Here is a 12,647-nt window from a genome sequence, read left to right as displayed (position 1 = left end):
CCTCCAAGTTCAGTTTTAGTTTTGAAAGGCTTTATTACAGTGGTTTTTCTTTGTTTATGGAGACTATAACACTTTTGTTTTAATTTGAAAATGAGTAATACAAAAATAATCAAAAATAAATTTTAATTTTTATCCATCTAAAAAAATGGATATATTCATTTGGTAAACGATCATGGCCACGCACAAAATAAAGGCCATGTCAGAATCGGTTATAAGAACCTTTCTGGCACGGCCTCATTCGTTTAACTCATCTAATTACCCAACTATACGCATCACTTTGGCTAGCAGCTCGTACGAGCGCAGGCGCGCCTGATGGTCATATACCTGAGAGGTTGTAATCAACTCATTGGCTCTCGTCTGGTCGATTATCAAATCCATCTTTTGCTTGACGGTGTCAGGACTGCCGATGGCTGAATACCCCAGCATATTACCACGAACCATCTCCTTCTCGTGCTCACTCCATAGCTTTTCCATGTCATCCACTGGTGGCTTCAGTCCTCCGCTGTGCCCGCGCAGCACATTTAGAAACTGCTGTTCTTGTGAAGTAAAGAGCCATTTTGCTTCCTCATCAGAATCTGCAACAAGCACATTAACACCGACCATCACATATGGCTTATCCAGTGCTTTGGATGGCCGAAAATTGCGATGGTACAACTCCAGAGCCTGAAGCAAATGAGCCGGGGCAAAGTGGCTGGCGAACGCGAACGGCAGCCCAAGCTGACCTGCCAGCTGTGCGCTGAATCCGCTTGATCCCAGTAACCAGATGGGAATGTCCAGCCCTTCTCCAGGAATCGCCCTTACTCCCGGAACGGCTCCGTTCAGTGCTGGATTCAGGTAAGAACGCAGCTCATTCAATTGCTCGGGGAAATCTTCCCCAGTACTGTGAAGTCCTCTCCGCAGTGCCCTCATCGCAGGTTGATCCGTGCCTGGAGCCCGGCCAAGTCCCAGATCAATTCGTCCCGGATAGAGCGACTCTAGGGTTCCAAACTGCTCTGCAATCATGAGTGGAGCATGGTTAGCCAGCATAATACCGCCTGAACCGACCCGAATTTTGTTTGTATGTGCAGCTACATGCCCGATGATCACGGACGTAGCCGCACTGGCGACCGCCTGCATGTTATGATGCTCCGTTAGCCAGTACCGATGGTACCCCCATTGTTCAGCATGCTGGGCAAGATCCACCGTGTCACGGAAGGAATCGGCAGGAGTGCCGCCTTCAAGGACAGGTGCAAGATCTAATATAGATAGTGCAACGTTACGCGTAGTCATTATATATAAACCCCCTGTCAAAATATTATTTTATGAATTTTCCTCAACGCCTTAATTCTTTGACCCATCAATTGATGCATCAATTATGATAATGTGTCCCGTTATAAATTGCAAATGATTTAAATTTTTAGTTTTGTTCAAAAACAGTTTACTTTTACGAGAAGCTCGTCTATCATGCATTTATGTGGATAATCATTATCCATATTAGCCTGGTTATAAATATTGAGGTGATTGCTAGTGCATATGAAAACAGGTGTCGAACAATCTGTCTACGCGCTTCTTCTACTCACGATGCTGCCGGACAAAGCTGTTTTACCTGGTGAGGCCATTAGCCAGCAGTTAGGTGCTTCGCCTACTTATTTTCATAAACTGTTACGTAAATTGGTTAGCTCCGATTTGATTACTTCTGTACCTGGTGTCAAGGGCGGGTTCAAATTAAAGAAAAAACCTGAGGATATACGGGTATTTGATATTTATCTGGCGATTGAAGGACAACAGACTCTCTATTCTTCCAGCGGTATCTACAACGATATGCTTGAATTAAAGAAAGACGATCAGTGTTGTTTACTGGCAAATTTGATGGAAGAAGCGGAAGCCTCCTGGAAAGCCGTTCTGAAAAGAGAAACCATCGCGTCACTATCCGCTGACTTTTTTAAAGAAGGATATGATGACAAAATGACTTCTTTGGAGAACTGGATTCAGGAAAAAATGGTCTTGTAAAGAACTCTAATGAACAGAAAGGAATATGAACATGAACGATTATTTAGTAAAAGCTCTTGCCTACAATAACCAGGTACGGGCTTATGCCGTGAGAACAACGGAAACGGTAAGTGAAGCTCAACGGCGTCATTATACCTGGCCCACAGCATCGGCTGCATTGGGACGTTCTATGACGGTCGGCGTCATGCTGGGAGCCATGCTTAAAGATGAGGATAAACTGACGATCAGGATTAATGGCGGCGGACCTATCGGCACTATTCTTGTCGATACCAACTCCAAAGGTGAAGTTAGAGGTTATGTAAAAAATCCACAAACCCATTTTGAGCTTAATCAGATAGGGAAATTAGATGTAGCCAGAGCTGTAGGGACAGATGGAGCGCTAATTGTATCCAAAGATATCGGCTTAAAACACCCGTTTGTTGGTCAAGTCCCTCTCATATCGGGTGAACTGGGTGAGGATTTCACATCTTATCTCGTCCAATCCGAACAAATTCCTTCTTCTGTAGGAGCCGGAGTTATTGTTAACCCGGATAACTCTATTCAGGCGGCTGGAGGTTTTATTATTCAGTTGATGCCAGATACGCAGGAGGAGGTTATCAGTTTTATCGAGAGACGCATTGAGAGCATTCCAAGCATCTCCGCAATGGTCATGGAAGGTCTTACGCCAGAGCAGATTCTGGGTCAGATTTTGGGAGAAAGCAACCTGAACATACTGGAAACCATGCCTGTACAATTTCATTGTCCCTGCTCAGAAGAGCGCGTTACCAATGCCATTATCAGCTTAGGCAATAAGGAAATAGAAGATATGATCCATACCGATGGACAGGCTGAAGCTCATTGCCACTTTTGTAACGCACACTACCATCTTACCAAAGAAGATCTCGAAGGCATGCTGGAAACAAACATCATTTAAATATGGGCTGTTCCCAAAAAGTAGGTTTAGCTACTGGGGAACAGCTTTTTTCTTTCCCAATGCTTCCGATGATTTCTTAATCCTAAACACGGTAGACTTGTTCATGATGTAAGTGATAATGTTATATTATTCCAATCACTTGAAATGAGGTGCGCTATGCTCGAAAAAGATACGCAGGAAATTTTAAGACGAAGATTGTGCTGGAGGTCTTGCAGGAAGAGCAGACCGTGAACGAGATTGCCGCCAAATATGAAATGAGCCCGTGATGATTAGCTGGTGGAAAGCCGAGTTTCTGAGCTGGGCGTCTATGGTGTTCGAGAAAGGGACGAGTGAAGCGGACAAGATGAGAAAGGAATACGAAAGCAAACAGGAGCGCCTAGAAAAGCTGGTCGGTCAACTTACCGTTGAAGTCGACTGGCTCAATGGGAGCATTACACATCTTCCGACAATCCCCAGTTCATTAATGAATTTCGGCATTATCGGAATGATCAGCCCGATGCCGGTGAACACCGGAAACAGGTTCAGCATAAGAACACATCATATCCCCCCTCATAATTTAAGGGTTTCTGCTCCCTCTGTAATTCTAAGCAAAAAAACACCTGCTCTTCGGCAGATGTTCCTCGCCTTTCGTATTTCTTGAGACTATCCGATCCATTTGTCCGTTCTAATCGTTCAACCCTTTGCCTCCAGAATGGGCTGTGTGTATTTTTCAACCCTTGAAACGCGCGTTTTGAACTGCTTCGGTTGTGGTACACTTTCCAATCCAGCGCTTAGCTTATCGTCAAGCATGAACGTGCGAGCAACGGAGAGATTGTTGTTCCTTTTCATAATTGATATATCTACAACTCAGTGCATGTAGCGCGTTTATTGCTGCTCGGCAAATCTCCACCAGGCAAATGTTCCGACTATTCCGGCTATTCCCGTAGACGCAAGAATGATTATACTACTCAACTTTAAAAAACCGGTGCTTTGAAATACCGACGGGATGGTCCACGGAAAATAGGGGGCGAATCCAAAAGAGGCCAAAACATTTGAGAGAATGACGATGATCAGGATGAGTCCTAATGGTGCCAAGTATCCCTTGCTCACATTGGCCAGAAGAGTGCCTGGTGTGGTAACAATAATAAACAATAGCGATGTTATAATGAATTTAAAGAAGATATTCCAAATAAAAGAAGCTAACCCGCCCGGAACTCCTAGAATACCCCCCACGGCAAAACCTATGGCAAACATATACATGGAAAGTAATAGGCTCCATGCTAAAATTACAAGAAATTTGGACAGTACAATTTTCGATCTGGAAACGGGCTTTGCAAGCAAATCTTTAATTGTTTTATCCGAAAACTCTCGTCCAAATACCCATGCCGCGATAAAGGTGTACCCGATAAGTCCCAGCGGGGCAAGACTATCAAGCAATTCGGTTAAATACATTTTCCAATTGATGCCGCCGGCGTCACTGGATAAAATAATTCCGACTCCCATCATGATTGGCCCAAATGCAAAAATAAGAAATACCAACCAAAACACATTGGCGCGGATAATCTTGCGAATCTCACAATGTAAGACAGAAAAAATATTCATTATATATTCCCCCTTATATATTCCCCCTTGTCATACCAATTGTGCGGAGAAAATATCCTTCCAAATCCTCCGTAATTACTCGAAGCAATGTTGGCGGTTGATTGGATTTAACCAGCAGTTCGGCCAGTCGTTCAGGACTATCCGCAGCGTGGTCATCGGTTAGTTTAATATAGCCGTCTATTATCTCCTCAAATTCATATCCATGCTCTTCAAGCACCTCCTTTAAGGCATGTTTGTCGCGGCCATTCACCACTAAGTTTTTCTGTAACGATTGCTCCAGCTTATCCATTGCGACTTCTTTAACAAGATGGCCATTGTGAATAATCCCAATGCGTGTGGAAACTTTCGAGAGTTCCTCTAACAGATGGCTGGATATAAAAACAGTTACGCCGAAATTTTTCGCTAGGTTATATAACATATTCCGTATCTCCGCCACGCCTGCGGGATCGAGGCCATTTATCGGCTCATCCAATATTAGAATTTCCGGATTGTGAATCATTGCTTTCGCAAGTCCCAGGCGCTGTTTGTTTCCTAAAGAAAGATTCTTTGCCTTCTTCTGTTTGTGCAGCTCAAGCCCCAACTTATAGATAACCCGATTTACGGAATCTTTGTCAGGCACCCCTTGCATGCATCGTGCTATGTCAAGATTTTCAACTACAGTTAAATCGGGATAAAAAGTAGCCTCCTCCAAATATCCAACCTTGTCCCATAATTTATAGTTTCCGGCATCGACCTTTTCACCTAACATATAGAGCTTGCCGGAGGTTGGCTTGAGCATCGCCAAGAGCATCTTTATGGTCGTTGTCTTTCCAGCGCCATTCAGTCCCAAAAATCCAAATATCTCTCCTCGGCTCACCTCCAGCGAAAGATTGTTCAATACGATATAGTCGCCAAATTTTTTGTGCACTCCCTCAATTTGTATGGCGGGCGTTCCGCCATTTTTTTCCTTTGATAAAATACTCATAGCCTTCAACTCCTCCATAAACAGAGAGCTTATTCAGGATTCTAAGTACAACACTCCTGAACAAGCTCAATCAGAAATTTTTCAATAAATCTACTTTATGATGTCCTGGCAATCGCTTAAGCGAGGCGAGGCTGGCCCAAGCCCAATTGAGCAGAGCCAATTCAGCACTACCTCATGCAGCACGTTGATGTTGTCTACCTGACAGTGTTCTAATCCGCCAAGTCGTCTATCCTCTATCGGGAAGAACGTCTTGTTTTTCGAACCCGCTTGCTCGTAATTCTTCAAGGCTTGTGTCAGCGGATTTGGCTGAACCAATATCTCTTCCGCTCCGTGCATTACAAGAAGCGGACATTCTATCTGGTGGAGCACGCCCTCAAGATCATAGGCAAAACGCGGATTCCCCGCAAAATCCTCCAAGCTTTTTGCCCCCAGAATTCTCATGCCGTGTGCGGCCAGACTCGGCGGCATCCATTTAAGCATGGCATCCCAGTCGAAGGCGTGCGTACCGCCGTCGGAGATGACGGCAGCAATCCTGTGATCGAACGAAGCGAATCGCAGCGAGTCGTAAGCCGCAAAACTCTCCCCGTGCACGATAATCTTATCGGGATCGACTTCCGGCCGCGTTAGAAGAAAGTCGATTGCCCGGGAATGGAAAGCCTCACTGTCCGCTCGTCTTCCTTTTCCCTTTTCGTACAGCGAGAGGCCGGTCCCAGGCTGGTCATAGACCAGAAAGTTATATCCACACGAAATAAAAGCGGGACCTAGCCAGAAATAGTTTTCAATTGACCACTCGTCGCCACCGTTGAGAGCAAAAAGGGTCGGCTTCGGACCTTTTATCCAGGAAGGGGAGAAGAAGTAACCATCCAACTTGACATCTTCGTAATCGACTTGGATCTTCTCCGGTTGGACATCGAAGTACTTTCCGGCAGCTTCGAAGAGTTCATTTACTTTCTTAAATATACGGATTTTCTCGGTGTCATCATCCATCACCGCATATTCCGCAATTCTGTAGTAATTGCAGGCACGAATGTAGCAGTTTCGTGCTGTATACCAGTTTCCAGCCGTTTCGGCCTCCTTGCCGTGTCTTTCCAATACCTGAGCCGTTATGAGCCACTCCCTGTGCCACGTGTCCTTGTCATCGGGGTCGATTTTTTTGCAGGCCTCGTAGATCTCGGTGACGTCCGTAGCACCGAGGCTTGCCATACCCAAAGCTTTGGTGACTTGGTATGACATCATGTAGTGATTGGGCCAACGGCTGAACTCAATTGACATTGCAACATCCTCCTTTTCCAGTTCTAGTGATTGTAGTTTTTTTACTACAAGTAATTTTTACAACACAAAGATAAAGCTTCTTTAAAAGAAAAATAAATGTTTATAAAGAGAATATAAAAAACTATAAACCGCTGAAAAAACAAAAAAGGCTGCTGCCTGGGTGTTCACACCCGGCAGCAGCCTTTAACTCCTGTAGTAAAAGAAAATGTGCAAAAATAAAATCAGTGTTGTGCGGCCAAGGGAAGGCTGAATCTTATCCCCAAACCGCCATATTCGGAAGGGTAGGCGCAAATTTCGCCCCTATGATGTTCAATAATGGATTTACAGCTTGCAAGACCCAGACCCAGCCCGCCCTTTTGGATTTGCCGCGATTTATCCACAGTGAAAAATTTGAGGAACAGAGAAGATATATCCTTATCCGGCACTCCAATTCCATTATCTTCGATTTGAAAAAAGGCATGCTGTCCTAGCGGGTATCCGGTCATATACACTTTCAGTTTATTTTTCCCTCCATATCTTACAGCATTGCTAAAGAGGTTGCCGAAAACCCGACGTATCATCGGTTCATTGACCATCAGCAATATATTTTCCGTGAATGAATGGCGGCAAGTAAGCTCGTTGTCAAGTCCCGCCAACTCATACTCATATTCAAGGGCAATGTTTTCAAATAATTTTGATGCTTTTACAGGTTTAGCTACCATAGATTCCAACTCCAGTTTTTCTTTGGTGAAGCTGGAGAAATCATTGATGAGTTCGACCATATATCCTGACTTCCTTTGAATCAAATCATAATATTCCTGCTTTTCAGTTTCTGGTAAATCCTTGTGTGTAGCCAGCAGTTCAGTAAAACCATTAATAGATGTCAAGGGTGTTTTCAAGTCGTGGGCAATTGCCGCGATCATATCGATCTGCTCTTTGTGCGCGAGTTGAAGCCGATGCTCCATCTTATTGAAGTGCTTATAAAGTTCTCCGATCTCATCATTACTTCTCAGAGCTAGCGGAGGCAGTGGATGTACAATATTTACTTCTTCAAGCCTGGTATTCAGAAGCTGAATGGGTTTCTCTATGCAAAAATGAATATAGATAATCAGAATAATAAATATGAAACAGGCAATTGCAAATATGGGCAGGAGCAATGCTATATATCGCGAGTCCAGCAATGAACTGCGTATAGGGGAATATACTGCAAAGACAAGCTTCAGATACATTCCAATCGAAAACATGAATATTATAAACATCAGCAGGAACAAAAGAGGAAGCTTTATTTTCAGTTTCATACTATTGCTCTCTTTCCGTGTATTTATATCCTATGCCCCATATTGTTTTAATAAAGTCATATTCAGGACCAAGTTTCTTACGGATATTTTTTATATGAACCGTTACGGTATTTATTTCTCCGTATTCGTCTCCCCAGACGTTTTCATATATCTGCTCACGAGTCAATACATGATTGGGGTGGCGCATGAGGATAGACAGAATCTGAAATTCCTTCGTTGATAAGTTGAGCTTCCTGCTATTCAGAAATGCTTCAAACGTCTTATCGTTCAAAATGAGCGGAGCATCCGCCTTTTCGTTACTGGGACTAAGTTCATACCACTCTTTAAAAAGCCTGTCCACTTTTCTGAAGTGAGCCTTTATCCTGGAGACAAGCTCCTGAATACTGAAAGGTTTGGTCATGTAATCGTCTGCTCCTATTTCGAGCCCGACGATTTTATCAATGTCCTTATCACGCGCACTTAAAAACAGAATTGGGACATTATAGGAATTTCGGATACTTCTGCAGACATCAAGTCCATCCATATCAGGCATCACTATATCAAGAACGATGAAATCAATGTGATTTTCTTTCAATGCAGATAAGGCTTCTTTCCCGGAACATGCCGAAATTATTGCAAATTGCTCGTACCTTAAACTCTTTGTGATGAGTTTTACGATTTCTTCATCGTCGTCTACAACTAATATCGTTTTTGGCATCTTTATACCTCCCAACCTCTTTAAATGGACTGCATTTATATAACACAAGAGCCGCATGGACTCGAATTGACAAAAAAAGTCGCGCTCAAAGCGCCTCTCCAGTTCCGGATATTTCTCCTTTGGATGCCAGTTGAGGTAATAGGATTTCTTGAAGCAACATGTTGATTTCTTTTAAAAATTTATTGTCCGGACTTCCTCCCAGAAAAATGCCTTGGGGGTTGCTCAATACAGCGTTATCCCCATTATTAGATAAAAAATTCTACCCGGTATGGTGCCGCTAATGACACCTTGAATCGATATGTGATGCTTCATTGTATTAAAAAGACCGAATGCCTTATAAAAATAAGATTCTGCGAGTTCCATTCCTTGAATCATGTGATGAGCACACATCTGTCTGATTTGCCTCCCATAAGCCTATGAGAGTTTCGATGGTCTGTACTTGATGCCTCGCTTCATTATGGATAAAACATACAATTCGGTCAAGTGTACTTTTGGTAATGAAGAAGGCCTCGGCAGCACAATTGAATGGCTTCTGTGTATAGGCTATTGTAAGGGTAGGAGACTTTTCCCAGATAAAAGAACTTACAGGAGGTTGTTTTCCTTGATGATCCTTGAGCTAGTGGCCATTATTTCTATTACTCCCTTGTCCACGTTTTTCTCCTTTAGATACCGTTTGTGGAGACAACTATTATGAGAAGTGAACATGAAATGCTTCATACCATTCTCCATTTTGCTCAAGAGGACGAACGGGTACGTGCCGTGATTCTGAATGGTTCACGCGCCAATCCACATGCTCCACGGGACATTTTTCAGGATTATGATATCGTCTTTCTCGTATCCTCCATGGACAGCTTTATTCAGGAACGTCGCTGGATCAACCATTTTGGTGAATTGATCATTATGCAGACGCCCGATGAGCATATGGAACCTACCCCGATGCCCCATGATCGCTTTGCTTTTCTCATGTTATTTACGGACGGAAATCGCATAGATCTTACACTCTACCCTGCGAATAACATCGCCAATTGGACCCGAGACAGCTTAAGTGTACTGCTCTTGGATAAAGACGGACTGGTAAAGCCTTTTCCACCGCCAAATCTTCAAGATTATAAGACGGTCCCTCCAACCGCCCAAACCTATGCAGATTCCTGTAATGAGTTCTGGTGGGTCAGTACTTATGTGGCTAAAGGGTTATGGCGACAGGAGCTGCCCTATGCTAAATTTATGCTAGATCGGCCTGTTAGAGATGCGCTCCACTTGATGCTGGAATGGCATATTGGTATACGAACAGACTTCGCGGCAGATCCGGGTAAACAGGGAAAATATTTCGAGAACCACCTTGAGCCTGGACTTTGGACGCTCTACATCCAAACATTTGCGGATGCAGATTATGAACATATGTGGCAGTCTCTTTTGATCATGGGAAATTTATTTAGAGAAGTTGCCTTGGAAATAGCGAACTATTATGGTTACGAATATCCGACTCTGGACGATCAACGTGTTACAAACTATCTCCATCACGTAAAAGCTCTCCCAGCAGATGCTAAGGACATTTATTGATAAAAAAACCAGTCGGCACTTGATTTTCATGTGCTAGGCTGGTTTTTTTATACTCTAAGTTATTCTGTCCTATATGCTCCTTTAGGTCTGCTCCAAAATATTATTTTTCGGTCAGAACCCGGTCACCTCTGCTCGCAGGCTGAGAAATAACCAAAAATTCAACATCCTGATTCGTTTCATTAAACATTTGATGAGGCACCATAGGAGGAACCTCACATCCTTCCTGAGATCCTAATTGGATTCGTTCACCATCCACTTCAAGTACCGCTGTGCCTGATAAAATAAAGAAAAATTGGCGCGCATGATGATGATAATGTCTGACCTCATGTGTATTTCCGGGCATCCGCTCATGAATAATGCTCAAATCATTATTTTTCACCAAGCGCCAACCATCACATTGATCTCCCCATATATAATGTTCGGCATTATTTTTACTAATTTTCATTATTGAACTCCTCCTTTTGCAATTACAGTTTATTTTATATATGAATTCATAGAGCTACAATCTTAATTATAAAACGGCAGGACAAATGTAAAAAAGTCCGACTTAGTCAGACTTTTTTATATATCCGCCTCGATAATTTCCTCCAACTTAATCCAGCTAAAATCCTCCTCCCCACGGGACAGCTTCACTTCTCGCCGACTTGTATTAATCACCGTGACCAATCCACGAAGCTCCTCATCATCAAACGGGTTGAACACTTTTAGCGTAATAGGCTTCCGTTCGTTATAGGATACGATGATGGCCTGTTCAATCTGCTGCATTTCCTGATCGTCCAGTGCTGGCTTGCCGCGCCTTCCTTGCTCCTTCATCAGTCTTAAATATGCCTCCCGATGCTCAGGCAAAATCATGCGCGAGCTTTCCCATATGCCATTTCCTTCAAGCTTTCTCCCCATCGTAAGCCCCTCCTATGCTGTTCTGGTTACCGGATGCCATGCCAATACATGATCTAATCGAAAAACACGTGGCTGGCCTGTCTGTAGACAGGTGGCTCGTATCAAGCCATTCTGCACACGATGCACCTCGATACGTCGATGAGACAGCTTGCCCTTCCGATCCAAATACACGATTTCCACGATCTGCCCCACGTATTTTTCCAACATGATCCTTCACTCCTTATCAGAACGTTTGTTTGTATTATATGCGAACATGCGTTTGATTATCAATGTAAAAAAATCCCCTGAGGGATTTGACTCTCTCAAGGGAATTAAAATTCATAGGTGGATAGCTTAATATCTTCTTTATTCAAATCTTTCAGCGGATAGACAGGGCCATTCCAATAAGTCAGAATATCAATCGGCTCATTAGTACCATGTTCTTTTAAAGAAAGAGATAATTCAAGTAATAAATGTGGAAGTTGATAAGAGCTTGTTAAAAACTGATATTCCTCTGGACTTTCACAATCTTCTGCTCGATAGAACACAAAGTATCCCTCGGTATGGTCCCCAATGAGTACAATATAACGAGCAAGAAACATAATTTCGCCATTGGCAAAAGGAATGGAATGTGTCGAAGCAGAGATCAAATCAGTCTCTAATCCCTCAATACGAAGGGTAAGTTCATTGTTAAGAGCATCCATTCTTTCTCTTTGTTCGCTGATGAGGTGTTCATAATTTACAGGGACAAGCCCTCCATTCTTGATCGTAGCGATCAATTCGTCTATAAATACTTTTTGAGACAACACTCGATTGCTCATCCTATTCATCTCCATATTCGTGAAAATAAGCATGGAATTCTCGCTTTAACATGTTCAATATTTATGTATTAAAATCTTGATTCATTAACTCCCCAGCATTTTTGTGACTGCATTCACGACCCTTTCCATCTCAAATGGTTTAACAATAAAGTCTTTTGCACCTGCCTGAAATGCTTTTATAATCGCTTCCTGCTGCCCCAAAGCAGAACACATCAAAATGTTGGCTTGAGGATCAAGCTCTACAATCTTTTTAACAGCCTCAAGTCCGTCCATCTTAGGCATATTAATATCCATGGTGATTAAATCGGGACGAAAGTGTGCGTATTTCAAAACAGCATCATACCCATTTTCTGCTTCCGCGATAACAGCGTGACCTAAATCCAAAAGAATATCCTTAAGCACAGAACGCATAAATAAAGAGTCATCCACTACTATAACTGTTGCCAAATTAACCTCTCCAATCCGTTGTCAAATGATATTGCACGCCCAAACTTCAATATCGGTGAATAAACTAGTAATATTAATAGAAAGAATCTGTAAAAATAAAAACGCTACCAATGAATTATAAAAGAAATTTGAAACTAGCTACTACAGCATTAGTTTTCAAAAAAACGTTTCACAATGACGTAAATAATTTATGTAGTGTGAAGATTACAAAGTACTAGGTATCTATTGAAACCTTAGTACTATATAAGCT

At 42.8% G+C, this 12,647-nt stretch carries 15 protein-coding genes; 4 read left to right on the top strand and 11 right to left on the bottom strand.

The features are described from left to right. Positions 1-255: 255 nt before the first annotated feature. The gene (locus ACYCSE_RS21290; protein WP_061831380.1) at positions 256-1,269 is read right to left on the bottom strand and encodes an LLM class flavin-dependent oxidoreductase; all 1,014 of its coding nucleotides are present in this window, start codon (positions 1,267-1,269) and stop codon (positions 256-258) included. Positions 1,270-1,512: 243 nt separating this feature from the next. Between ACYCSE_RS21290 and ACYCSE_RS21285 the strand changes: the two genes are divergently transcribed. From ACYCSE_RS21285 to ACYCSE_RS21275, 3 genes are all read left to right on the top strand, one after another. Beyond that, positions 1,513-1,989, top strand: a complete 477-nt coding sequence (locus ACYCSE_RS21285; protein ID WP_250268202.1) for an RrF2 family transcriptional regulator — start codon at positions 1,513-1,515, stop codon at positions 1,987-1,989. 31 nt (positions 1,990-2,020) lie between these two features. After that, positions 2,021-2,902 (top strand): Hsp33 family molecular chaperone HslO, encoded by an 882-nt coding sequence (gene hslO / locus ACYCSE_RS21280; RefSeq protein ID WP_039275256.1) that lies wholly within the window; start codon positions 2,021-2,023, stop codon positions 2,900-2,902. Between the two features lie 262 nt (positions 2,903-3,164). Further along, the gene (locus ACYCSE_RS21275) at positions 3,165-3,542 is read left to right on the top strand and encodes a hypothetical protein (RefSeq protein ID WP_459702573.1); all 378 of its coding nucleotides are present in this window, start codon (positions 3,165-3,167) and stop codon (positions 3,540-3,542) included. 224 nt (positions 3,543-3,766) lie between these two features. On the opposite strand, the gene ACYCSE_RS21270 is transcribed toward ACYCSE_RS21275, so the two are convergent. The 5 genes from ACYCSE_RS21270 to ACYCSE_RS21250 form a co-directional block, all read right to left on the bottom strand. Continuing rightward, positions 3,767-4,483 carry an ABC transporter permease gene (locus tag ACYCSE_RS21270; RefSeq protein ID WP_322171779.1) on the bottom strand — a complete coding sequence of 239 codons (717 nt, stop codon included), beginning with the start codon at positions 4,481-4,483 and terminating at the stop codon, positions 3,767-3,769. Between the two features lie 13 nt (positions 4,484-4,496). Next, a complete protein-coding gene (locus ACYCSE_RS21265) occupies positions 4,497-5,447 on the bottom strand; it encodes an ABC transporter ATP-binding protein (RefSeq protein WP_459699749.1) in 951 nt (316 codons plus the stop codon). 90 nt (positions 5,448-5,537) lie between these two features. Continuing rightward, the gene (locus ACYCSE_RS21260) at positions 5,538-6,719 is read right to left on the bottom strand and encodes an alpha/beta hydrolase (protein WP_250261491.1); all 1,182 of its coding nucleotides are present in this window, start codon (positions 6,717-6,719) and stop codon (positions 5,538-5,540) included. Between the two features lie 221 nt (positions 6,720-6,940). Next, positions 6,941-7,996, bottom strand: a complete 1,056-nt coding sequence (locus ACYCSE_RS21255; RefSeq protein WP_323873420.1) for a HAMP domain-containing sensor histidine kinase — start codon at positions 7,994-7,996, stop codon at positions 6,941-6,943. Between the two features lies 1 nt (position 7,997). Continuing rightward, a complete protein-coding gene (locus ACYCSE_RS21250) occupies positions 7,998-8,693 on the bottom strand; it encodes a response regulator transcription factor (RefSeq protein ID WP_459699745.1) in 696 nt (231 codons plus the stop codon). 690 nt (positions 8,694-9,383) lie between these two features. Here ACYCSE_RS21250 and ACYCSE_RS21245 point away from each other — a divergent pair. Beyond that, complete coding sequence (locus tag ACYCSE_RS21245) at positions 9,384-10,253, top strand: aminoglycoside 6-adenylyltransferase (protein WP_459699743.1); 870 nt, start codon at positions 9,384-9,386, stop codon at positions 10,251-10,253. Positions 10,254-10,353: 100 nt separating this feature from the next. On the opposite strand, the gene ACYCSE_RS21240 is transcribed toward ACYCSE_RS21245, so the two are convergent. The 5 genes from ACYCSE_RS21240 to ACYCSE_RS21220 form a co-directional block, all read right to left on the bottom strand. Further along, positions 10,354-10,698, bottom strand: a complete 345-nt coding sequence (locus tag ACYCSE_RS21240) for a cupin domain-containing protein (protein WP_061831375.1) — start codon at positions 10,696-10,698, stop codon at positions 10,354-10,356. A 116-nt stretch (positions 10,699-10,814) separates the two neighbouring features. Further along, the gene (locus tag ACYCSE_RS21235) at positions 10,815-11,150 is read right to left on the bottom strand and encodes a YolD-like family protein (RefSeq protein WP_452566756.1); all 336 of its coding nucleotides are present in this window, start codon (positions 11,148-11,150) and stop codon (positions 10,815-10,817) included. Positions 11,151-11,162: 12 nt separating this feature from the next. Then, entirely contained in the window at positions 11,163-11,357 is a 195-nt protein-coding gene (locus tag ACYCSE_RS21230; RefSeq protein ID WP_013310131.1) for a hypothetical protein, read from the bottom strand. Positions 11,358-11,461: 104 nt separating this feature from the next. Next, complete coding sequence (locus tag ACYCSE_RS21225) at positions 11,462-11,950, bottom strand: hypothetical protein (RefSeq protein WP_039273324.1); 489 nt, start codon at positions 11,948-11,950, stop codon at positions 11,462-11,464. A gap of 84 nt (positions 11,951-12,034) precedes the next feature. Then, positions 12,035-12,397 (bottom strand): response regulator, encoded by a 363-nt coding sequence (locus ACYCSE_RS21220; protein ID WP_023988407.1) that lies wholly within the window; start codon positions 12,395-12,397, stop codon positions 12,035-12,037. Positions 12,398-12,647: the final 250 nt, after the last annotated feature.

It is taken from the genome of Paenibacillus sp. SEL1 (assembly GCF_054602535.1).
Note: the sequence above shows the minus strand (reverse complement) of the source record. Positions and strands in the feature narration are given on the sequence as shown.

Coding starts and splice junctions, on each gene's coding strand:
- ACYCSE_RS21290 (WP_061831380.1), bottom strand. CDS start 1,269: ATGACTACGCGTAACGTTGCACTATCTATATTAGATCTTGCACCTGTC.
- ACYCSE_RS21285 (WP_250268202.1), top strand. CDS start 1,513: ATGAAAACAGGTGTCGAACAATCTGTCTACGCGCTTCTTCTACTCACG.
- hslO (WP_039275256.1), top strand. CDS start 2,021: ATGAACGATTATTTAGTAAAAGCTCTTGCCTACAATAACCAGGTACGG.
- ACYCSE_RS21270 (WP_322171779.1), bottom strand. CDS start 4,483: ATGAATATTTTTTCTGTCTTACATTGTGAGATTCGCAAGATTATCCGC.
- ACYCSE_RS21265 (WP_459699749.1), bottom strand. CDS start 5,447: ATGAGTATTTTATCAAAGGAAAAAAATGGCGGAACGCCCGCCATACAA.
- ACYCSE_RS21260 (WP_250261491.1), bottom strand. CDS start 6,719: ATGTCAATTGAGTTCAGCCGTTGGCCCAATCACTACATGATGTCATAC.
- ACYCSE_RS21255 (WP_323873420.1), bottom strand. CDS start 7,996: ATGAAACTGAAAATAAAGCTTCCTCTTTTGTTCCTGCTGATGTTTATA.
- ACYCSE_RS21250 (WP_459699745.1), bottom strand. CDS start 8,693: ATGCCAAAAACGATATTAGTTGTAGACGACGATGAAGAAATCGTAAAA.
- ACYCSE_RS21245 (WP_459699743.1), top strand. CDS start 9,384: ATGAGAAGTGAACATGAAATGCTTCATACCATTCTCCATTTTGCTCAA.
- ACYCSE_RS21240 (WP_061831375.1), bottom strand. CDS start 10,698: ATGAAAATTAGTAAAAATAATGCCGAACATTATATATGGGGAGATCAA.
- ACYCSE_RS21235 (WP_452566756.1), bottom strand. CDS start 11,150: ATGGGGAGAAAGCTTGAAGGAAATGGCATATGGGAAAGCTCGCGCATG.
- ACYCSE_RS21230 (WP_013310131.1), bottom strand. CDS start 11,357: ATGTTGGAAAAATACGTGGGGCAGATCGTGGAAATCGTGTATTTGGAT.
- ACYCSE_RS21225 (WP_039273324.1), bottom strand. CDS start 11,950: ATGAGCAATCGAGTGTTGTCTCAAAAAGTATTTATAGACGAATTGATC.